An 18,793-nucleotide genomic window follows, 5' to 3' on the forward strand; every position below is an offset into this window, starting at 1 on the left:
CCGTGTGCCTCGGTAAGATCAGTAAGAACTGGGAAGCGACTGGGCATGGGTGGTAGATTCTTTAACTCGGCGGCAGTATGGCGAAACCAAACACCGATGACTAGAACCAGCGCTGCTTTCCAGCGGATGATCGAACTCAGCTCAAGCGGTAGCTGGCGTAAGCGCGCCCGTGTCTCTCGCGCGACGTTGTGGTGGATGCTCGGTGGCTATCGGGACTATTGGGACGTTGATTGGGGCCGGGTTGCTCGAGTGGTGTTCGTGTGTTCCGGCAACGTCTGTCGTAGCCCCTACGCGGAGTATCGGGCGAGCTTGCTTGGAGTGGATTCAACCTCGTTCGGGCTGCATGCGACCAGTGGCCTGAGAGTGGATGACACGGCGCTGGCGATCGCCGCACGGCGTGGAGTTAACATGGAGACAGCCCTGACGCGGCGGGCCGAGGATGTCGCGTTTGACCCTGCGGATTTATTGATTGCGATGACGCCCGCCTATGCGTCCGCGGTTCGGAACATCTCCAGGGAGGTGGGGAGCCAGGTCACCCTCCTGGGACTTTGGGGTGGTCTGCACATTCCCTATTTACCGGATCCATTCGGCGCCTCTCCGGAAGTCTTTGAACGCTGCTATGGGTTCATTGACATTGCTCTGGAGGATGTCTGCCACCGCATGAAAATGTCGCGTTTGCAGGCATCCTGATGATGGCACTTCAGCCGTTCTTTCTCGCTTCATATATCTGTCGGTGCCTTTCGGCACAAACGTCGGCGTCGTAGAGCTCAGCGCGCGCACGCAGGGACTCGGGTGAAAAGGCGCCGGCGATCAATCGCTCCCTGAGGTCGATGAGTTTCGCAGCAAAGGTGGCCGGACAGTCGCCATTAATGCATAGCTCGGCAAACGCATCTCCGAGCACTAAAGGAATTTCGCCCACGCAACGTGCAATGACGGGTTTTCCGAGGGCCAAAGCTTCCAAGAGGTTGGTTGGTAACCCTTCGTGATCGGAGGCGATTAGCAGGGCATCGTGCCGATTGAGCTCAGAGAGCAGGTTTGTGCTGAAGCCGCGGAATACCAGCATGCCCTCGGGCAACTCGTCCCGTACCCGCGCCTCGAGTATTTCCCGAAGGGGGCCGTCGCCATAGATGACAAAGCGGAATTTGCCCGGTGCCTGGAGTGATAGGGTTCTCGCTATGTCGATGACCAGATCAATGCGTTTCACCGGTACAAGGCGACCCACCACGGCAATATCCATCGCGCGATCTTGAAGTGCCACGGATTCCGGACGAGTTGCCAAGTCCGTGGCGGTGGCCAGATCGATTCCGTTCGGAATCACCGTGACCTTCCGTCGCGGAAACGTGCCTCGCAGCTCGTCGCCGAGCACCTCGCTGACAGCGACGATGTCTCGCTGCAGGTAACGGGCGGTCATTCGGTCCGCAGTACGTAGCATGTATCGTCGGGCATCCCAGCGACGAATTCTGTGCTCGCTGCGGCCGTGTACCGTGCGCAGGGAAATAGCGCCGCAGATTCGGGCCGCGACGCCACCGAGAATATGCTCCTTGAGTCGATGAGTGTGAACAATCCCGACCCGTTCCCGCCGGATAATCGCCACAAGCTCCCGGAAAATGCGCCACCCCGACAGGCGCCGCTCGTCCAGTACCGTGATCTGCACCCCGGCCGCACGGAGCCGTTCCGCGAGCTCCCCGTCGTTGAGTAATACGGCATGGGGTCGGATGCCGTCCATCCGCTGCAGCCGCACGAGGAGATTGTAGATCTGTACCTCGGCGCCGGCCCACAGATCCCCGGAGGCCAGGTGTAGGCAGCGGATCTCCTGCCCGCTTGTGCTGGAGGGGCGGTCATCCATCGCTGGTGTCCTGTTCCCGTGTTAGCCGGGCCATGATCCGCTTCATTGCGTCCACATCCGCCGGCGCGACATCCTCGTGGGTTGGTAGGGTGAGAAGGCGCTGCCCGAAAGAGCGGGCGTTGGGTACCTCTGGGTTCCCGCTAAACATGTCTTCGCTCACGCCTTCGATCTCCGGCAGTGGTCGGGCATAGAGGACGGACGCCCCGAGCCCCGCCTTCTGCATGTGGGCGACGGTTCTCTCTCTCAGCTCGGGAGTACTGCAAAGCACCGGGTAGCGCAGCAGGCGTTGTTCCGGTGGCGTACCACAGAGCGTGGGGAGATCCAGGTAGTGGGTATTACCAAGGCTACCCAGGAACGCGTGGAGCCGCTTTTGCATCTCCGGTGCGGGCTGCCGCTGCCCGTGGGTGTTGGCATTGATGTAGGCCCCGAGCCAGGGGGGCGCCCCGTGGATGTGGCTGAGGGGCTCGTACCGTGTGGCGCCCAACTCCAGCCAGGGCATGGCCTGCGGGATCCAGTACAGGTGCGGATGGGCCAGCAGATTGTAGAGCCTCGCCTTGAGCCGGAATGTCCACTCAGCCGAGTTGTCGGGGGACGGCGCGACGGTTGGCGGCGCCTCCCGTGTCCGCAGCACTGCACCGCCTCCGAGCAGGCTGACCGGCTTGCCGCGGCCGAAGCTCAGGACCACTGTGTCCGCTGTGGTGCTGATGCCGTCGACGAAGGACTGGGCGCAGTCGTAGACCAGTGGCACATTATGGCGGGATAGGATGCCGCGCAGTTGCTCGATGCGCTCGGGGATGCCGAGGAAGTTCACCGCGATAACGGCGGCGGTGCTGTCGGTAATCGATGCCTCCAGTGCCGCCAGATCCATCCAGGGCCGGTTCGACTCCAAATCGACCATGCGGGTGCGGGCCCCGACATGCTGCGTGGCAGCGAGAAGATCCGGGCATGCGTAAGCGGGCATCAGAACTTCCGGTACGTTCCTCTTGGCGCCAGTCACGAAGATGGTGAGGGCCGCGGCGAGGGCGCTGGTGCCGGAATCGTACAGAGTGAGGCGCCTGCTTCCGGGCAACCAGGAGTTATCCCCGTCGCGCTGCAGCCGGATGCGGTCTCCCGCTGGTCGTAGTGCCCGCCGCATGGTCACCGTCGCGTCGGCTTCCATACCGTAACCCGCTCGCCTTTCAGGTAGCGCAGCGTCGCGTGCATGATGGCGATGTTCGCCTGGCAGAAGAAAAAGGCAATACGTACGGCGGCAATCGACTGTGCGGCAGGAACAAAGTAACCGACAAGCGCCGCACCGTAGAACATTAGCTGGCCACCGAGCAGGATCGCCGTGAATCCGCTTGTGTTCCCGGCGATTGCACTGACGATGAAAAGGAGGGCCAGGAACCACGGTGTTGCCCAGCGCGCCACCTTGTGGCTCCAGACCTGCCAGGAGAAAAGGCCGAATCGCCGAGGGTTCAATACGTCTGACCGCTTCGCAAGGGCTGCCATGCCACGGAGAACGGTCCTGACTTTGCGGCCATATTCGGCTTTCGGATCCTTGACGTCGTGATAATAGCCGCGGGCCCGGGGCGAACTGATGGCCTTCAGGCCATGGCCAACCGCGTTCAGCGCAACATTGAAGTCGCTCGGGACGGTGATATCCCAATCCGTGCAGACGTCGCGGCGGACCGCGAAAAAGCTCCCGCTCAAGCCGACCAGGCTGAAAACCCGGGATTCCAGTCTCCGCAGCCACATCTCGTAGCGAACATACAGGCCTTCGCCGGCGATAGAGCCGTCTTGTGTCAAAAACGAGTCCTCGCTGGAGACGGCCCCGACTTCCGGGTCGGCAAACGGTGCCACAATGTTCGTCACTGCGTCAGGCAGGAGTGTGGTACCCACATCGGAGAAGACCAGGATGTTGCCGTTGGCTGCTGAGATCGCAAGTGACTGAGCGTTCTCTTTGCCCAGGCGTTCTTCGGCCCGCACGAGTCTGACGCCGTGCTCCCGGTACTGTCTTACGATCGTGTCAGTGGCGTCCGTCGAAGTATCAGACGCGACAATGATCTCCAGGCGGTCTTTCGGGTAGTCACAGCGCAGACACTCATCCAGTTTGGCTGCGATGCGCCTTTCTTCGTTGTGCGCTGTGATAATCAGAGAGACGCGGGGCAGGTCACTGGGAATTTCAGAGGTGTCTCTAACCGGTTTTCCGCCACCTTTGGACATGATCAGGAGGATGCCTGGGTAGCCGAAGTAGCTATAGACCGCTAGTAGAAGGAGTGCACTCAGAAGGAGTTCCAGCATTCGGATAGATTCTTTCGTTTTATGGGTTGGACGATTTTCCGTGCTTCAATTGCGGGTGAGACGCCGGATGCTTCTCCCCAAAACTCTCGTGACGCCTGCTGCAATCGGGTGGGGCTCGAGCTCGAACTCCTCGGCAACGCGCACGACGTTCCGACTGAAGCGCTGTTTGAATGCGCTTATGTTGGCCATCGGCGAGTGGTCATGCGTGATTCCGCCGAAATCGAACATTACGTGCCCTGACTGATAGGCCCACCGTATGAGATCCCACATTGGCCCATAACCCAAGGGTATACTCCTCCCGTCCGGGCGTGTGGATGCGGCCGCCCGGTACTCCACATGATCACCGTGTGAGACGCCGAGGGCAAAGGCCAGGATGGCGTTCCCGGCAGTCGGATCCATCAACACACTGATTCGCACGGCATCGGGATGGGCTGCTGCGGCCTCCAGCCAGCGCGCCCAATGCTGTATTGGGTAGGTTCCTTGGGTGCGCCTTCGCGTTTCGGCTTCAATACGGACCAACTCAGGCGAGAGGCCGGATGAGAAGATTGGTGCGACAGTCAAGCCCCGCCTCTCGATCCGCCGGACATCGCGCCGTGCGGTTGACCCCAGGCTCAGGAAAAGGGCTTCCTCGCACGGATAATCGAGGTTAATGAGGGTTGTGTTCGTGTAATTTTCGGTAGTCCTGGCCGGTGAGAAGCCCTTTTGAACGACCAGTTCGCGCAGCCGCTGGCGGTGATTCGCATCCCAATCGAACAGTCGTAGCCGACAACGCAAGACAGGGTACTCGTGACTGGCTGTAACCAGCGCCTCAAGGCAGGCTTTGGCCTTGTTCAACTCCAGGCCACGACCGAAGCGAGGGACACGCCAGATGGAATAAAGAGGGAGCAGGCGGCTACGGGAGGATCGCAGGGCCAGCCAGGGCTGGGCATCATCGCCCTCCGGCCCCAGTGTCAGTGCCAAGAGGTTATCGGATCCGCTTTCGCCGGAACTGCCGGGTGCAAACAGGGCCGCATCGATCGGCACCGCCTCGCCGTTGCGACGTGCGACCTGAAATCTTTGATCGTGCTCTGCGGCGCTCAGCCATCTCAATGTCGCCCGATCTCGAAGTAATGCGCCTCGTCGTTTAACCAGCATTCAGTGTGCTCTGAATGATGGCAGCCGGGGCGTCGCTCCGCAGTAGAGAGCGTAGCGTTGCCAGCGCGTCCTGGCAGTCTCCGTCGGCGCATGGAATGGACAGGGTCACTAGGCTTCCGTCCTGCCGTCCTGTAAGGGCGCCTTGGAGCATGTTCACTTTCACCATGAGCCGGTTGTGGGTCCAGTGGTCGGCGACCTCGTAGCCATAACCAACGCCAACGGATTGGTTGCGGTGCCGGTGCTCAAGTACCATCAAACCCCAGGATCCACCTCCATTGACTTCCTCGCTGCTGTGCTCGCGGACACGCCACTCGCCGGAGTCATAGAGCCGATTGTTGTACTGGACGAGTTCGCTGCCTTGGGTTTGAGTGGCGTAGTACCAGATGCCGAGATCTAGATGGTTTCCATCGTTTGTATAGGTTGCCGTCACGGTCCTATCTGCACCATGCATCTGCGGGCGCCAGGCACTTCGTGGCACATTGTCGTGCAGTTTCCAGCCGCCGATGGATTCTGGGGGGTTGATGCGGGTGTCTCCGGATGCTGGCTGCGCGGACACACCGAGGTAGGTCATCGGTCCCGCGACGACAAACACGAGCAGGGCGCTGACGATGGCCGAGCGCCCAAGCGGGTTGCTTGAGCGGCGTGCGTTGGCTGTCGGATCAGAGATGGGGGACTGCACCGGCGAGCGATGCATCAGCCGATTCGCAATGAAGAAAAACGGCACTAGTACCACCACGAACAGAATCCAGCCGAACAATTCGTGGTTGTCGACAAGGCCACTCTGCATTTCTGTCTCGTAGCCCACGAGAATGATGACGAAGATCCGCACCCAGTTGACCAAGAGCCCCATCGCAATCGCGGTGGCGTGCAGGATCAGCCACTCCCGGACGCGTGTGAAGTTCAAGGCGCTGAACAGTGTGGCCAACGTGAGTGCGATAACCAGGTATCGCAGCCCCGAGCAGGCGTCACCTACTTCGAATATCCCCACATCCAGGAGGTGAATGAAGGCTCCATCCACCCGGAAATGAATGCCACGAAAACCCAATAGGAACTGATTGACTTCTACAGCGGCGTAAACCAAGGGTTCGGTGAGGACGTTCCAGACCGGGATGGCATAGTAGATGAACCCGATCGGCAATGCCAGGTGCCAGCCTGCGCGCCAGCCTAGGAGTGCAACGATGACGGCCCACCAGAGGAAAACCACACCGAGCTGTTGAAGAATCTGGACATTGACAACGTTTGCGAGGGTGATGGAAAGCGAGGTGAGCGCTGCCAACAAGACGCCGAGGACACTGGGGTTGAGGCCGAATCGCCGATCACGGAATACGCGGTAGAGCAGGAACAAGGATAGCCCGAAAACGAAGAAACCGTGGGAGTAGGCTTGATCAAATAAGAGCCATCGGTTACGCAGGGCACTGACCGGCTCCCAGAACACCAGCGTCACCAAGGCAAGCGCGGCTATCGCAACGGCGACGTCGGCGCGGAGGAGGGGCTGGCGGATTGAGGTCTGGGTTGTGGCCATGGCCGGTATTGTCCGGTTAGTTCATGTGTGGTTTCTTGCATCCCACGTCATTATTTTACACCGCTCGCGATAATGGCGATTTCATCGAATGACGGTGATCCATTGGAGCAGCATTAGAACAGTCTTGTTAGCTCCAAGGTGATGGCGTTTTCAACGTATTCGCGGTCGGCAGTATCGGATATGCGGTCCTGGCGGCGGATGGTGGCACCGGCCTGGGTTCTGCGATCGAGCATTCTCGCGATGCTCAGGCGTGCGCCGCGCAGGGTGTCGAGTTCACCGTCGCGGTTGTCGATGCGCTCCCAGGTGAGTCTGGGTGTCAGTGTCGTGCGCGGGGCGAAGCGCCACTGCCAGGAGGCGTTGACGCCGTAGCGGCGACGCTCTTCCTCCGAGATCACCAGTTCCCGGCGGTCGTCGTACGCGGTGACGCGGAAGGTGGAGAGACCGGTTTCGTAGGTGCCCGAGGCGGTCAGGCGCTTAGTGATGGTGAGTTCCGGTTCCGGAACGTCGATCAGGCCGAATTCCTCCAGTTCCTGTATGTACTGGGGGACGCCTGCGCCGACGCGCTCCGGGATTTCCTGAGTCTCGCGGTAGTCGAGGCTTGCGGTGAAGCGCCCGCTTCGGCGGCTGATAGCGGCGAAGTAGGTTTCGCCGAAGAAACGCTCACCGAAGCGGGCCTCGACGCTGGTGCGCGCGTCGCTCCAGCGGAAGCCGGCCTCCCAGTACTCGTTGCCGAAGCGGTCGCGGGTGCCGTCGGCGCGGTTCACCGTCTCCAGTCCGCCCCGGGCCAACAGGGTCAGGCGGCCGATGGCGCGGTAGCCCAGCTCGATGAAGGCGTCGTCGAAGTAGGTGGGATCGTCGAGATCATCCCGGGTTACCCGCTCGGTGCGGATGTTGCCCTGCCAGGAGAACGGATCCGCCGCGCCGGGGCTAGTTACGTTGAAGCTACCGATATGGCGTGTGGTGTCCGAAGCGTCGTCAAACATCCTTCGCCGGAATTCGTAGCGGGTCACCGAATCGCCCAGTGGCCCTAGGTCCTGGAACGCATAGGGGCTGGCCCGCAGGGTGGTGGTGTCCTGCCGGTTGCCGGTAACGAGTTCGTTGTCTTCCGTAAAGGCGCCGTTGATGGTCCTGGGCTGCTGATCGAAGCGGCCGGCTAGGTCCAGGAACAGCACATCCTGCACCAGAGTGGTGGTGTTGTTCACGTTGGCGGAGTGGAAGACATCGTTTCGGTCAGAGTCCTCCCAGTAGTGGAGGAGCTGGGCCTGATAGTCCACCTGGGTGCGCATGCGGGGCCCTACGTGGCAGAAGCTTAACGCCGGAATGATCTGGGTGATGTGGTCGGACTCTTCCTCGCCCTCCGGTGCCAGCGTGACGTTATCAGTGTAGGTCTGCCGGGCCGTGAGCGAGGGGGCGAACAGATAGGGCTGGCCTTGACGGTCGCTGATGTACTGCTCGGACAGGCCGCTGTCGCGGTCCCGCCCGCCGGGAAGGGGCAGGCGGCAGCCGGCGAGGGTCTCGGGGAGTTCCTGATCGTCGGCGAGTGCGCCCCGGAGTTCACCGCGGGTCTGGGATGCAGCGGGCTGGGCCGCTAGGGCAGCGAATCCCACGGCCGTCAGTGCGCAGGCGGCGGCGATACGGATAAAACTGCCAGTGGTAGCTGTGTTTGCACCCATGGACGCGTTGCCCTTGTTAGTGGTCTTCGCCGTATCCATAGCCGTAGTAGCCGCCGTATTGGTCGCCGCCGGGCCCGCCCAGGGACTGGTTGAGGACCATGTTGATGGCCTTGTCCGGATTGAGTTGGTCCACGGCGGCCGAGACCTGCTGGCGCAGCGTAGAAGAGGCCTTAACGACCACCACGATTTGGCCGACGTGATGGGAAAGGGTGATTGCATCGGGGGCTGCCAGCACCGGTGGCGCATCAAAGAGGACAATGTGATGCCGGTCCGGCTCGGCGAGCTCGGCGGCAACCCGCGCCATGCGTTCGCTTGAGAGCAATTCCTCACTCAGGGCGTGACGGTGCCCGGTTGTCAGAACTGAGAGGGTCTCGATATTGGTCGGCATAACGAGATCCATGGGATCCAGTGTCTCATCAGACAGCAAATCCAACAGGCCGGGCTGGTTGGGGGCACCGAGCACGCGTGTAAGGTGCGGTCGCGCCACGTCACCGTCCACTAGAGTGATGGAATAGTCCGGATCCCGTGCGATGCTCAGCGCCAGATTTAATGAGGTAAATGTCTTGCCCTCGCCCTCAACGGCGCTGGTGATCATGATCACATTCCCGCGTTCGAGTTCAGTGACACCACGGCCAATGGCGTTGCCGAGAAGGGGCCGTTTGATGCGACGGTATTCGTTGGCTAGCCGATCCTCCATCGAAGCCGGTGGGTATATGCTCTGCCGGCGGAGTTGGTTGATGTCGATCTTCAGCAAAGGGCCACGAGGAATAAAGCCCGCCCGGGCGAGCTCCTTCCCTTCGCCGGTAGCAACCGGTTCACTCTCGGGGCTTTCTGGGGGCGGCGTCGCCGCTCCCGCTCCCGTGGCCTCGGCGCTGGCGGAAGCCTTGGGAGGCGGTTCCTCTTGGTGCCGCTTTTTTCGTTGTAATGCTCGCTCAATCGTGCTCAAAACGGCATCTCCTCCATGATGGCTTGGAGCCGCTCAGCCCCGGTATCCGCGAATAGTGCACCGGCTCCGCCCGCGGCAACAAGCATCAGGGCTGCCAGGCCGAAGATGGTGATCGCCGCTAGTTTCGCCTTTCGCTGCCTAAGGGTGAGAACCAACGAAACCGAGCCAAGTACCGGGCGGCCAGTGAGTTCAGCGAGCAACGCCCGGCCTTGGAAAACCGGCCGAATCTGGTGCAGCAAATAGGCGAAGCCGCCACCCGCGCCGAAGCTCACAGGCAGTAGCGCTAGGAGATAAAGGTCCCGCGGCGGCCCTTCCGGGTTGTCCGGCGTGATGGGCGCATCGACGACGCGCATACTCATCTGTCCGCCCGAAGCATCAGCCTCAGTGGTCATCTCTGCGGTGTTAAGGCGGTTCACAAGCGTCTGGTAACGCTCGCGGACGACCTCGTAGTTCCGGGTCAGGTCGGTGAGCCGCGTTTCGACCTGCGTGATCTCGTCGACCTGCGCGATGAGTTGTTCGCGTCGGTCTTCCTTTTCCTCGATCTGACTCTCTAGGGCCGCGACCTCGCTCTGGCGGTCATTGAGCCGAATCTGGAGTTCCTGGTACACGGGGTTGGTTTCAACCGCGCGCGGCTCCGGTGCGCCCTCTCCGCCGCTCTCGGCAACGAGCTCCTCGCGACGCTCCTCGAGACGCTCGATCTGTGCTTGCAGGTTCTCCACGTCCGGGTGCTCCTCGGTGTAACGCAGCAGCAGGTTGTCGAGCTGTTGCCGGCTCTCACGGATTTGCTCATCAAGCGCCTGAACGCGTGGACTTGAGCCGGACTCGGGTTGTCGTTGCCCGGTGCGTAGGGCGGTGAGCTGCTCCTGGATGCTGTTCACGCGTCGCTCCGCCGTGCGCTTTTGCGTCTCCAGCTCTTGGATCTCGTCCTCAGTAGCCCGCAAGCGTTGGTAATAGTCGCGCCCACCTTGGTCGGGCAGCATGCCGACGTTGTCACGTTTGAACTCCGCAAGCCGCTGCTCCGCTTGCCGGAGCCGTTCCTCGTAATCGTTCACCTGTTGCTCAAGGAAGTCCGTGGCCGAAGCGGCATCAGACATGGTGAGATTCATGGCCTCTTCGAGAAGCAGATCCATGACCGATTGAACCACGCCCTGAGCGGTTTCCGGCGACTTGGACTGATAGGAAATACGATAGACGCGCTCGCGCTCGGTCTGGTCAATACTGATGTTTCGTCGCAAGCTCTCGATCGTCTGCACTTCGTCCCCACGCGTTCGAGCGGACAACAGAAGATCATTCTCGTTGGCGATCCGCTCGACATTCTCGCGGTTGAGCAGGGTGGCCGTCATCAAGTCGAGCCGGGCCTGGAGGTTCGGCTCGATAGCGAGGTCCTGCAGCAGCGGCTGAAGCATGGACTCCGTGTTGACTTGGACACGCGCTTCCACCCGATACTGATCGGGCATGGTCAACACCACAAAGGCGCCGGCGAGGGCGACGAGCCAGGCGACTCCGAGCGCATACCACCGGAAGCGCCAGGCCCCACGCAATTCGCCGAGGATGAAGTTGAAGAAATCATGCATGGTACGTCAGTCTTCCTTGAAGAGTCCGTCGCATTAGGCACGCACCACGCCGCGTCGAGGTTGTCTCGACGAAGTCAGCGGCGAAGAATGCCTCAGAAGTACGCCTCCGGGATAACCAACGTATCGCCCGGCCGTAGTGCACGGTTCTGGCTCATGTCTCCGTCGTTGATCAGATCACCAAGGCGGATATCGAGTCGCCGTGCACCACTGCCCGTTCCCCGGACCAGCTTGGCTCGATTCCCGGCGGCGAACTCGGTGAGCCCGCCGACCTGGATGATCGCGTCCAGCACGGTCATGCCCTCACGATAGGCGATCGCCTGCGGCTGAACCGCCTGGCCGATGATCCGAACCTGGTCCGCGTACGTGCCAACGAAATCGGTGACCATAACGGTCACCATGGGATCGCGGATGAACCGGGAGAGTTCCTGCTCAAGATGGTCGGCAAGCTCGGAGGTTGTGCGCCCCGCTGCCTCCACGTCGCGCACCATAGGCACCGAGATCTTGCCGTCCGGGCGCACCGGCAGCGATACCGATATGTCCTCGTTGTTGCGTACGTGGATCTGCAGCGAGTCACCGGCGCCAATCACATAGTCGCCCATCTCCCCTGTGTCCGCAGTGCGGTTGGCGGGGGTGCCGGTCGTTTCACATGCAGTAAGAACGCTTGCCAGCGCCACAGCGAGCGCTACCACGATTAGTCTAGCCCACCCCATTGGTCGTTCTCCCTGTTAGCAAATCCTTACGGCCCAGCATGTTGTCTGCCACAGGTGACAGTCCGCGTACCATCATCCTGTGCTTTGCCTTGATGTACAAGGGCTGACGCCCTCAGCGAGCCGGCCGGGAATTGTGATATCGGCTCATGCGCACAATGATAGTGTGACTTAGTTCACAACTTAAAGCCAAGCGTGCTGTTGGACGGTGTGTATTGGTTCCTGCGACAGGCAGGCTCGTTCGGGGTGCGTGGTCGTGCGCAAGGGGTGCGCACACGGTGTTTGCGCGTGTGCTCTGCGGTAGTGTCTCGCCAATTGACCACAGTACCCAGCTCGCCGGAGTGGTCATTGAAGGAGCCATCGTGGACGCGAAACGCGAAGTAGTACTACTTGCCGCCTTCGAGGTCGGTAGTGTCGCCCGATGTATTGATCGTGTCGAGGGAGGTGGTGTAGTTGTCGCTTTCCGTGCCGAAGCCAATCTCGTAGCGGCCCGAGGCACTCGGCATGCACGGTGACCCGTGCTCGCGTGTTTCCGCAGACTTGACTACAGCGTCACCGACCCGTCACCTCTGAGGGAGGTGGCAGTAATCGAATCATTGCTATCGCCTCCTCCGCCACCGCCACACTGATGGACCCGGTGAAGATTATCATTGTCGCGAACATCTCTGGTGGCAAAGCACCAGCGAACGGTGAACGAACCCGCGGGACATTACCGCCAGACCCGATAAACTCCTTGGCTGATGAGGCCGTCGTTGCGTCGAGTAAGACGATTATGCCAATGGTGGCTAGTGATTGGATTGGGCGATGTTTCCCCATCGCAGGGGCGGTCTACTCCAATTTGCACCCTGGGTGATCGAGGTGTCATGAATGGTTAGTCAGTGCATGTGGCGGGGAGAATGCTTTCTTGATCAATTAGTTGACTTGTTCCGATTGACGTGGGTCAGGATCTGCCGCGAGAGCTTGGAGGTGTAGACCACATACCGTTCCAGGCGGGAGACCCGTGCTTCGAGCTTTTCGAGGCGTGCGTGGGTCGAGCCCTCCGAGCCATCGAGCGCTTGGGTCTGGTCGCGCGCATTGGTGCTGCCGAAGCCATCTAGCGATTCCTCATCGTCTTCGTCACCACGGACACCGAAGTCCTCATCGAGCTCGCTGATGACTTCGGCAACGACGTCGGTATCGATATGGTGGAGCTCCTCGAGAAAAGCCATTAGCAACAGTCGGTCACAGACCGTGTTGATTCGCCGCGGCACGCCGCCCGCGTAGTGGTGAAGCGCCGTATACGCTTCGTCACTGAACGTGGGGTCGTGCTGCCAGCCAACGCGGCGCAGGCGGTGTTCAATGTAGCCTCGGGTCTCGGCCTCGTTGAGAGGTCCGAGATGGTAGGTGGCGATCACGCGCTGGCGGAGCTGCTGCATCGACGGGCTTTGCAACGTTGCCCGGAACTCGGGTTGGCCAACAAGGAAACTCTGCAACAACGACCCATTGGCCGTCTGGAAATTGGAGAGCATGCGCAACTCCTCGACGGCCTCCGCTGGCAGGTTCTGCGCCTCGTCGACGACGAGCAAGCAGCGCTTGCCGGCACGCTGGCACTGCAGCAGATACGACTCGAGCGAGAGCAGCCGCTCAGCCTTGTTGCCCTGGAAATCGAGACCGAACGCCGAGCACACCGCGCGGAGCATGTCGTCGGCTTGCAGTTGGGTGCTCACGAGCTGCGCCGCGACCAGACGGTCACGATCGAGGTTCTCAAAGAGATTGCGTACGAGGGTGGTCTTGCCGGCGCCCACTTCGCCGGTGATCACGATAAACCCCTCCGCCTGCTCCACCCCGTACTCGAGGTAGGCCATGGCGCGCTTGTGACCGCGGCTGCTGAAGAAAAACGCCGGATCCGGGCTGAGTTGGAAGGGCTTGCCAGTAAGGTTGTAGAAGTCCTCGTACATGGTTTCCGGGTATCCGTTGTGATCGGAAGTGAGTTCGCTGAGCCCGCCATATTGTATAAGCATTCCCATCACAGACGAGGAGTCGAGGTCGAATAATGCGGAGATGCTTTCTGTTGCCAGCCGGGGTCAACCTAGCCTATTCACTCAGTCGCACGCGGTCCAAGTAAAGGGTGCGGTGTTCATCGAGATTCGCGGTAAAGATGGCCAACATCGCCAGATCATCCAAGTGCTGCTGGCGCTGCGCCGGGGCATTGCGGACGTCGTCAACAGCAATGGCGAGGTCGTTCCAGCCAGGCCGGAGCAGGAACCGACGATTGAATCGGTCACTATACTCGCCACCCCGCTTGGCATTGTCATGGTCGCGAATCGATATCGTGATACTCAGTGGTGCTGCCGGATTGTAGATACTCAACTCGAGCGTATCGTAGTGACTCCAGTCGCCAAGAGAGCGGCGCAGGGTTGTCCCGGAAAAGCGGCCAGGCTTGAGATCGACCCGAAGAGAGCGCTCCCCGATCCGGGCGACGGTGTCGTCGGGCTCGCCAGCCGACCAACGGCGATGTTCGAACGTGGTGCTGAAATCGGACAGTACCGGGAACTGAATCCGTGCGACGCCGCGGTCCCAAAGGGAGATCGCGGGAGCATAGAGTTCGGCGACCAGGATGACGGCCATGACGGCGCCCAAGGCGCGCCTTGTTGCCACGGTAGGCGCGTTCAGCGCGACGGCCGCCATCGCGCCGAGGAGGTCCTGCCAGAGATCTTGCAGTCCGGCCGAGCGGCCAAACCAGGGCTGTATGAGTTCAATTGTGCCGCCGAGGGCCAAGGCAGCCAGAACCACCAGGCCCCCGCGTACGGGAAAGCGGTACGATTGCAGTGGTGGTGCTTGCATCGCCAGCCAGGCGAGCAGCGCAAAGAAGCCCACGTGAGCAAAAGTGTGCAGCTCCGGGGCGAAGGCGCGACGCCAGGTGCCGAGATCCACGAAGAACAGCGGTATCAGACCGATAATTACCAGGGCGGCGATGCGAAAGCGTACAGAGTCGGGCACGGGCGTTCCTTCGTTGGATTCCTCTCGGCTCAGCCCCGAGCCTGCCGGGCTCGTGCGCCAACGGCAAGCGCGGATCGCGAGCTTATGCGGACGAGGGGACGGAACGTTGCCAAAGTGACCCTTTGCGCTGAACCGGTGGATGGTGTGCGCGGGAGCGACGCCGAGTCCGGTCCGGCGGAGTTGTTCACACGAGGATCTCCTGTGGCGGCGGATGCCCGAGAAACCCCGTGGGACTGGCCGTCAACCCGTACGCCCCGGATTGGAAAACCACGACCAGGTCGCCGACCTCCGCCCGAGGGAGAAACACGCGGTCGGCGAGGACATCGAGCGGCGTGCATAGCGGGCCCGCGATGGTGACCCGTTCTTCCGCACGCTCGTCCAGGCGATTGCCGATCGCCACGGGGTAGTTCTTGCGCAGCACCTGCCCGAGATTGCCGGAGGCGGCGAGGTGGTGATGCATGCCGCCGTCGGTGATGAGATACACCTGTCCCCGGGAGATCTTGCGGTCAATGACGCGCGTAACGTAGACGCCCGCCTCGCCGACGATATAGCGGCCGAGCTCGACGACCAGGTGGGTGTCGGGGCTGGCCGCGGCGAGTTCTTCGTCCAGGGCGTGGAGGTGCTTGCCGACGGTGGCAAGATCGAGCGGCACATCACCCGGGAAGTAGGGAATGCCGAAGCCGCCGCCGATGTTGATGAACTCCGGCGCGTGCGAAAGCTCGTGAGTGAGTTCGAGGGCAAGGTCGAGACTGCGTCGTTGTGCCTCGGCGATCACCGACGCGCGGAGGTTTTGCGAGCCGGCGAAGATGTGTATGCCGGCGAGATGCAGGCCCTCGTCGTGGATCGTGCGTAGAAACTCCGGGGCCTGTTCAACGTCGACGCCGAACGGCTGAGGGCCGCCGCCCATGTGCATGCCCGAGCCCTTGACCCGGAAGTCCGGATTGAGCCGTAAGCTCACTCGCGGCGTTTTGCCTTGCTCGCGGGCCTCGGCGGCGACGGTGTCGATTTGCCGCCGAGATTCCAGGCCAATGGTGATGCCGGAGTGCACGGCCTGCGCGATCTCGCTGTCACGCTTGCCCGGGCCGGCAAACGAGATCGCGCTCGGCGTCATTGCGCTCGCAAGAGCCCGCTCGGCCTCGCCGGCGGATGCGACGTCCAGGCCGTCCACGCGCGAGGCGAGGAAGTTCACCAGTGCCGGCATGGGGTTGGCCTTGACGGCATAGCTGAGCCGAACGCGCTGAGGCAGGTGGCGGCGTAACGCCTGTACACGCGCCTCGATCGCCGCCCGATCGTAGGCGTAGTACGGCGTGCCCAGCTCGTTCGCCAACACGTCGATGGATTGGTCACCGAACCGGAGGACCCGCTCGGCCTGTTGGAAGGGCGGGGGAATGCGCGGGTCGTGCTCGCCAGTGGCCATGGTTAGTGCTCTCCGTCGAAGTGGCCTTGGTAGCGCTCACGCAGGCCGGCGCGATCGATCTTGCCGTTGGGCCCTCGTGGCAGGGCCGTTGCCTGCACGACGATGGCGCCCGGTACCATGTAACGTGGCAGGTTTTTCTGACAGACCAATCGCAGCGTCGTCTCATCAACATCGGGCCGAGGCACGACGACGGCGACAATCCCCTCGCCGAGCACCGGATGGGTCACGCCGATGACCGCGACTTCGCTCACCAGCCCGGCGTCATGGAGGACCTCTTCGATCTCCGTCGGCGAGATGCGGTAGCCAGAAGATTTGATCATCTCGTCACGCCGGCCTCGGAAGTAGAGATAACCCGCTTCATCCCGGACGACGAGATCACCGGACCACACCGCGGTTTGGGCCTGTGGGAGTTCAAGGGGCTGGTCTGGGGCGGGCCGAAAGCGCTCGCGCGTGCGTTCGGGGTCGTTCCAGTAGCCGAGTGCCACGAGCGGCCCGGCGTGGACGAGTTCCCCGGTCTCTCCGGCCTCGCACGGGGTGCCGTCCGGGCGTACGACGTGGATGCGCGCGTTCGGAATTGGCTGCCCCATGGAATCTGGCCGCCGCGATAGCTCCTGCGGGGGGAGATAGGTCGAGCGGAATGCTTCGGTGAGCCCATACATCAGGAAAATCTGTGTGGTGGGCAATACCGCTTGCAAACGCTGCAGCGTGGCAGCGGGGAGCTTGCCGCCGGAGTTGGTGATGTAGCGAAGTCTTCGGCCCACCGTCTCCGGCCAGTCCTCCTGGACTAATTGGTTCCAAAGGGGCGGGACGGCTGCAAAGCCGGTGATGTGCTCGTCAGCGATAACGTGAAGCAGCTCCCGCGGCCAGAGGTAGTCATAGAGATAGACACGACCACCGGCGTACAGGGCCGTGGTGATCTGATTGAGTCCGTAGTCGAAGCTCAAAGGCAGTGCGCCGACGAGATGGTCGTCGGCGGTGATATCGAGATACTCGACCACGCTCTCCACGCCTGCGATCAGGTTCCGGTGGCTGAGCACTACACCCTTGGGTAACCCCGTGCTGCCGGACGTGTACAAAATGAGCGCCGGGTCGGATTCCACGCGACGGGGCAGGGCAGCGGAGGCGGCGTCATCCTGGAGGCCGCTCCAGCCATCAGTGGCGTCATCCACGGCAGTGGTGAGCGTTGGGTGAAGATGGGAGCCGGCGAGCGCCTCGGCTTCGCGGAGAAGCTGCAATCGCTGCCGGGACGTAATCAACCCCCGCGCGGCGCTATCGCCGAGCAGGTGCGCTACTTGGCGGGGTTTCAGGGCTGGATTTGCCGGGACCGCGATCGCGCCGGCGCGGGTGATCGCGAACAGGGCTGCAACCGTCTCCGGGCGTTTGTCCAGATAGACCACGACCCGTTGTCCGGCGCGCAGGCCGCGGTGGTAGAGCCCGGCGGCCACCCTTCGCACCGCCTCGTCGAGTGCCGCAAACGTCATGGCACTGTGGCGCGAACGCAACGCGACCGTGTCCGGTTGCCACTGCGCTGCCCGGGAGGGGATGTCGTGGAAAAGCGTTGTCATGGCGCCGTTGAATGAGGTCGTGTGGGGTGGACGCGACACCAAACTGGTTGCGGTTTTGCGACTGCATCGACAGTGAGCTTGAGGTGCTCAGGCTACCATGGACGCCCGCGTCGTTGATCTCCGCCCATGGGCCGTTGATAATCCGAACCGTCGCCACAGCAAGCCATCTCCGCCGACCGACGGTAGCCCATTGAACCGGGACTGAGTTCGCATGCCCACGCTAGACGAAGTCAACACCATCCTCGATGAGTCTCTTGCGCTCGAAGGCCGGGCCCGGCACTTCGAGCACTCCACGCCCTTGCTCGGTGGCGTGCCCGAGTTCGACTCCATGGCAGTAGTCTCGCTGGTCACGGCGCTCGAAGAGCATTTCGGCATCACGGTGGACGACGAGGACATCACCGCCGAGACGTTCGAGACCGTCGGTTCTCTGTTGGCATTCGTCCAGCGCAAGTGTGACGGGCAGGGTGTCGACTCCGGGTGAATGCAGCTCGACGTCGCCGCGGACCTCGAGCGGGCCGGGCTCGGTGTTGCGCATCGCCCGCATGATTGCGCGATCATCGCCCGTGCTCAGTTGCGCGGCGAAACTCCTGAGCGCAATGGATGTATCGGCGGCACTGATGCTGGCGTTGTTCCAGTTGACCACACCATCGACGCGCCTTGGCTGCATGCCCTCGATGACCGCCTGCTGGATGAATGCATTGAGGCGTCCACCGAGGGTGGTGGGGTAGTCGCTGCCGCCGCTATTAGATCAGTTCAGGTGTTGTTGCCGACGCCGTTGCGCTCGGTGCCGCGCGAGCTCCCGCTGATGATCGCCCGGGATCGCGCCGGGTCGGGACTGTAGAACACCCCGTTGAGCTGCAGGTCGAGCCGCGTCTCCGGGGCATCGATGCGTTGGTCGCGCTCGCCGTCCGCCGCCTGCGCCCGACCGAAGAGGTGCCAGCGTGCGATCGCCTCCGATGCCGTGTCGCTCGCCCCGTGCTCTCCGCGGAGACCGCGCCCCCTCGCGGGAGGCGGCGCGTCGGGCGCCGGTGCAGGCAGGATCCTCCGGGTCAGTTGCGCCGCGGCGTGCGCGAGCGCAATTACCAGCACGACGATGACGGGGGTGCAAGGCGCTGCAACAGGCCCGGCGTCGATCCCTCTCAGTGTT

Annotated in this window: 16 protein-coding genes and 1 pseudogene; 2 read left to right on the forward strand and 15 right to left on the reverse strand. The window is 62.1% G+C overall.

All coding sequences use genetic code 11. The annotated features are described in order from the left end of the window. Window positions 1-45 precede the first annotated feature (45 nt). Window positions 46-690 carry an arsenate-mycothiol transferase ArsC gene (locus QWY84_RS06260; protein WP_290201604.1) on the forward strand — a complete coding sequence of 215 codons (645 nt, stop codon included), beginning with the start codon at window positions 46-48 and terminating at the stop codon, window positions 688-690. A 10-nt stretch (window positions 691-700) separates the two neighbouring features. Here the strand turns inward: QWY84_RS06260 and QWY84_RS06265 are convergent, their stop codons facing one another. The 13 genes from QWY84_RS06265 to QWY84_RS06325 all read right to left on the reverse strand — a co-directional run bounded on the left by QWY84_RS06265 (window position 701) and on the right by QWY84_RS06325 (window position 17,646). Beyond that, window positions 701-1,846 carry a glycosyltransferase gene (locus QWY84_RS06265; RefSeq protein WP_290201605.1) on the reverse strand — a complete coding sequence of 382 codons (1,146 nt, stop codon included), beginning with the start codon at window positions 1,844-1,846 and terminating at the stop codon, window positions 701-703. After that, window positions 1,839-3,005 carry a DegT/DnrJ/EryC1/StrS family aminotransferase gene (locus tag QWY84_RS06270; RefSeq protein ID WP_290201607.1) on the reverse strand — a complete coding sequence of 389 codons (1,167 nt, stop codon included), beginning with the start codon at window positions 3,003-3,005 and terminating at the stop codon, window positions 1,839-1,841. The genes QWY84_RS06265 and QWY84_RS06270 overlap by 8 nt, the downstream gene beginning before the upstream one ends. Further along, window positions 2,984-4,129, reverse strand: coding sequence for a glycosyltransferase family 2 protein (locus QWY84_RS06275; RefSeq protein ID WP_290201608.1), 1,146 nt, complete (start codon window positions 4,127-4,129; stop codon window positions 2,984-2,986). Before QWY84_RS06275 ends, QWY84_RS06270 begins: the two co-directional genes overlap by 22 nt. A gap of 45 nt (window positions 4,130-4,174) precedes the next feature. Beyond that, window positions 4,175-5,263, reverse strand: coding sequence for a GNAT family N-acetyltransferase (locus tag QWY84_RS06280; RefSeq protein WP_290201609.1), 1,089 nt, complete (start codon window positions 5,261-5,263; stop codon window positions 4,175-4,177). After that, window positions 5,253-6,785 (reverse strand): exosortase C-terminal domain/associated protein EpsI, encoded by a 1,533-nt coding sequence (locus QWY84_RS06285; RefSeq protein WP_290201610.1) that lies wholly within the window; start codon window positions 6,783-6,785, stop codon window positions 5,253-5,255. Before QWY84_RS06285 ends, QWY84_RS06280 begins: the two co-directional genes overlap by 11 nt. 113 nt (window positions 6,786-6,898) lie before the next feature. After that, entirely contained in the window at window positions 6,899-8,497 is a 1,599-nt protein-coding gene (locus QWY84_RS06290; RefSeq protein WP_290201611.1) for a TIGR03016 family PEP-CTERM system-associated outer membrane protein, read from the reverse strand. Further along, window positions 8,475-9,404: a P-loop NTPase family protein gene (locus QWY84_RS06295; RefSeq protein WP_290201612.1), complete on the reverse strand. Its 930-nt coding sequence runs from the start codon at window positions 9,402-9,404 to the stop codon at window positions 8,475-8,477. Before QWY84_RS06295 ends, QWY84_RS06290 begins: the two co-directional genes overlap by 23 nt. Beyond that, a complete protein-coding gene (locus QWY84_RS06300) occupies window positions 9,401-10,978 on the reverse strand; it encodes an XrtA system polysaccharide chain length determinant (RefSeq protein WP_290201614.1) in 1,578 nt (525 codons plus the stop codon). The genes QWY84_RS06295 and QWY84_RS06300 overlap by 4 nt, the downstream gene beginning before the upstream one ends. A gap of 92 nt (window positions 10,979-11,070) precedes the next feature. Then, the gene (locus tag QWY84_RS06305) at window positions 11,071-11,688 is read right to left on the reverse strand and encodes an XrtA/PEP-CTERM system exopolysaccharide export protein (RefSeq protein ID WP_435372972.1); all 618 of its coding nucleotides are present in this window, start codon (window positions 11,686-11,688) and stop codon (window positions 11,071-11,073) included. A 905-nt stretch (window positions 11,689-12,593) separates the two neighbouring features. Continuing rightward, on the reverse strand, window positions 12,594-13,622 hold the full coding sequence (locus QWY84_RS06310; protein ID WP_290201616.1) for an XrtA/PEP-CTERM system-associated ATPase: 1,029 nt from the start codon (window positions 13,620-13,622) through the stop codon (window positions 12,594-12,596). A gap of 136 nt (window positions 13,623-13,758) precedes the next feature. Then, a complete protein-coding gene (locus tag QWY84_RS06315; protein WP_290201617.1) occupies window positions 13,759-14,664 on the reverse strand; it encodes a VanZ family protein in 906 nt (301 codons plus the stop codon). Between the two features lie 184 nt (window positions 14,665-14,848). Then, complete coding sequence (locus QWY84_RS06320) at window positions 14,849-16,081, reverse strand: pyridoxal-dependent decarboxylase, exosortase A system-associated (protein ID WP_290201618.1); 1,233 nt, start codon at window positions 16,079-16,081, stop codon at window positions 14,849-14,851. Window positions 16,082-16,083: 2 nt separating this feature from the next. After that, entirely contained in the window at window positions 16,084-17,646 is a 1,563-nt protein-coding gene (locus QWY84_RS06325; RefSeq protein WP_290201620.1) for an acyl-CoA ligase (AMP-forming), exosortase A system-associated, read from the reverse strand. A 211-nt stretch (window positions 17,647-17,857) separates the two neighbouring features. Between QWY84_RS06325 and QWY84_RS06330 the strand changes: the two genes are divergently transcribed. Next, window positions 17,858-18,127 (forward strand): acyl carrier protein, encoded by a 270-nt coding sequence (locus QWY84_RS06330; RefSeq protein ID WP_290201621.1) that lies wholly within the window; start codon window positions 17,858-17,860, stop codon window positions 18,125-18,127. Window positions 18,128-18,184: 57 nt separating this feature from the next. Here the strand turns inward: QWY84_RS06330 and QWY84_RS20055 are convergent. Together QWY84_RS20055 and QWY84_RS20060 are read right to left on the reverse strand one after the other, a co-directional pair. Beyond that, window positions 18,185-18,313: pseudogene (locus QWY84_RS20055) on the reverse strand (hypothetical protein); the annotation flags it as partial. A gap of 86 nt (window positions 18,314-18,399) precedes the next feature. Further along, entirely contained in the window at window positions 18,400-18,735 is a 336-nt protein-coding gene (locus tag QWY84_RS20060) for a type II secretion system protein N (protein ID WP_353959882.1), read from the reverse strand. Between the last annotated feature and the right edge of the window lie 58 nt (window positions 18,736-18,793).

The sequence above is a fragment of the Aquisalimonas lutea genome (assembly GCF_030409225.1).
Lineage (GTDB): Bacteria > Pseudomonadota > Gammaproteobacteria > Nitrococcales > Aquisalimonadaceae > Aquisalimonas > Aquisalimonas lutea.

Bases quoted from the DNA above. Each gene is read 5' to 3' on its own strand.
- QWY84_RS06280 (WP_290201609.1), bottom strand. From the start codon at position 5,263: ATGCTGGTTAAACGACGAGGCGCATTACTTCGAGATCGGGCGACATTG.
- QWY84_RS06310 (WP_290201616.1), bottom strand. From the start codon at position 13,622: ATGTACGAGGACTTCTACAACCTTACTGGCAAGCCCTTCCAACTCAGC.
- QWY84_RS06260 (WP_290201604.1), top strand. From the start codon at position 46: ATGGGTGGTAGATTCTTTAACTCGGCGGCAGTATGGCGAAACCAAACA.
- QWY84_RS06265 (WP_290201605.1), bottom strand. From the start codon at position 1,846: ATGGATGACCGCCCCTCCAGCACAAGCGGGCAGGAGATCCGCTGCCTA.
- QWY84_RS06275 (WP_290201608.1), bottom strand. From the start codon at position 4,129: ATGCTGGAACTCCTTCTGAGTGCACTCCTTCTACTAGCGGTCTATAGC.
- QWY84_RS06330 (WP_290201621.1), top strand. From the start codon at position 17,858: ATGCCCACGCTAGACGAAGTCAACACCATCCTCGATGAGTCTCTTGCG.
- QWY84_RS06325 (WP_290201620.1), bottom strand. From the start codon at position 17,646: ATGACAACGCTTTTCCACGACATCCCCTCCCGGGCAGCGCAGTGGCAA.
- QWY84_RS06305 (WP_435372972.1), bottom strand. From the start codon at position 11,688: ATGGGGTGGGCTAGACTAATCGTGGTAGCGCTCGCTGTGGCGCTGGCA.
- QWY84_RS06290 (WP_290201611.1), bottom strand. From the start codon at position 8,497: ATGGATACGGCGAAGACCACTAACAAGGGCAACGCGTCCATGGGTGCA.
- QWY84_RS06270 (WP_290201607.1), bottom strand. From the start codon at position 3,005: ATGGAAGCCGACGCGACGGTGACCATGCGGCGGGCACTACGACCAGCG.
- QWY84_RS06300 (WP_290201614.1), bottom strand. From the start codon at position 10,978: ATGCATGATTTCTTCAACTTCATCCTCGGCGAATTGCGTGGGGCCTGG.
- QWY84_RS06320 (WP_290201618.1), bottom strand. From the start codon at position 16,081: ATGGCCACTGGCGAGCACGACCCGCGCATTCCCCCGCCCTTCCAACAG.
- QWY84_RS06285 (WP_290201610.1), bottom strand. From the start codon at position 6,785: ATGGCCACAACCCAGACCTCAATCCGCCAGCCCCTCCTCCGCGCCGAC.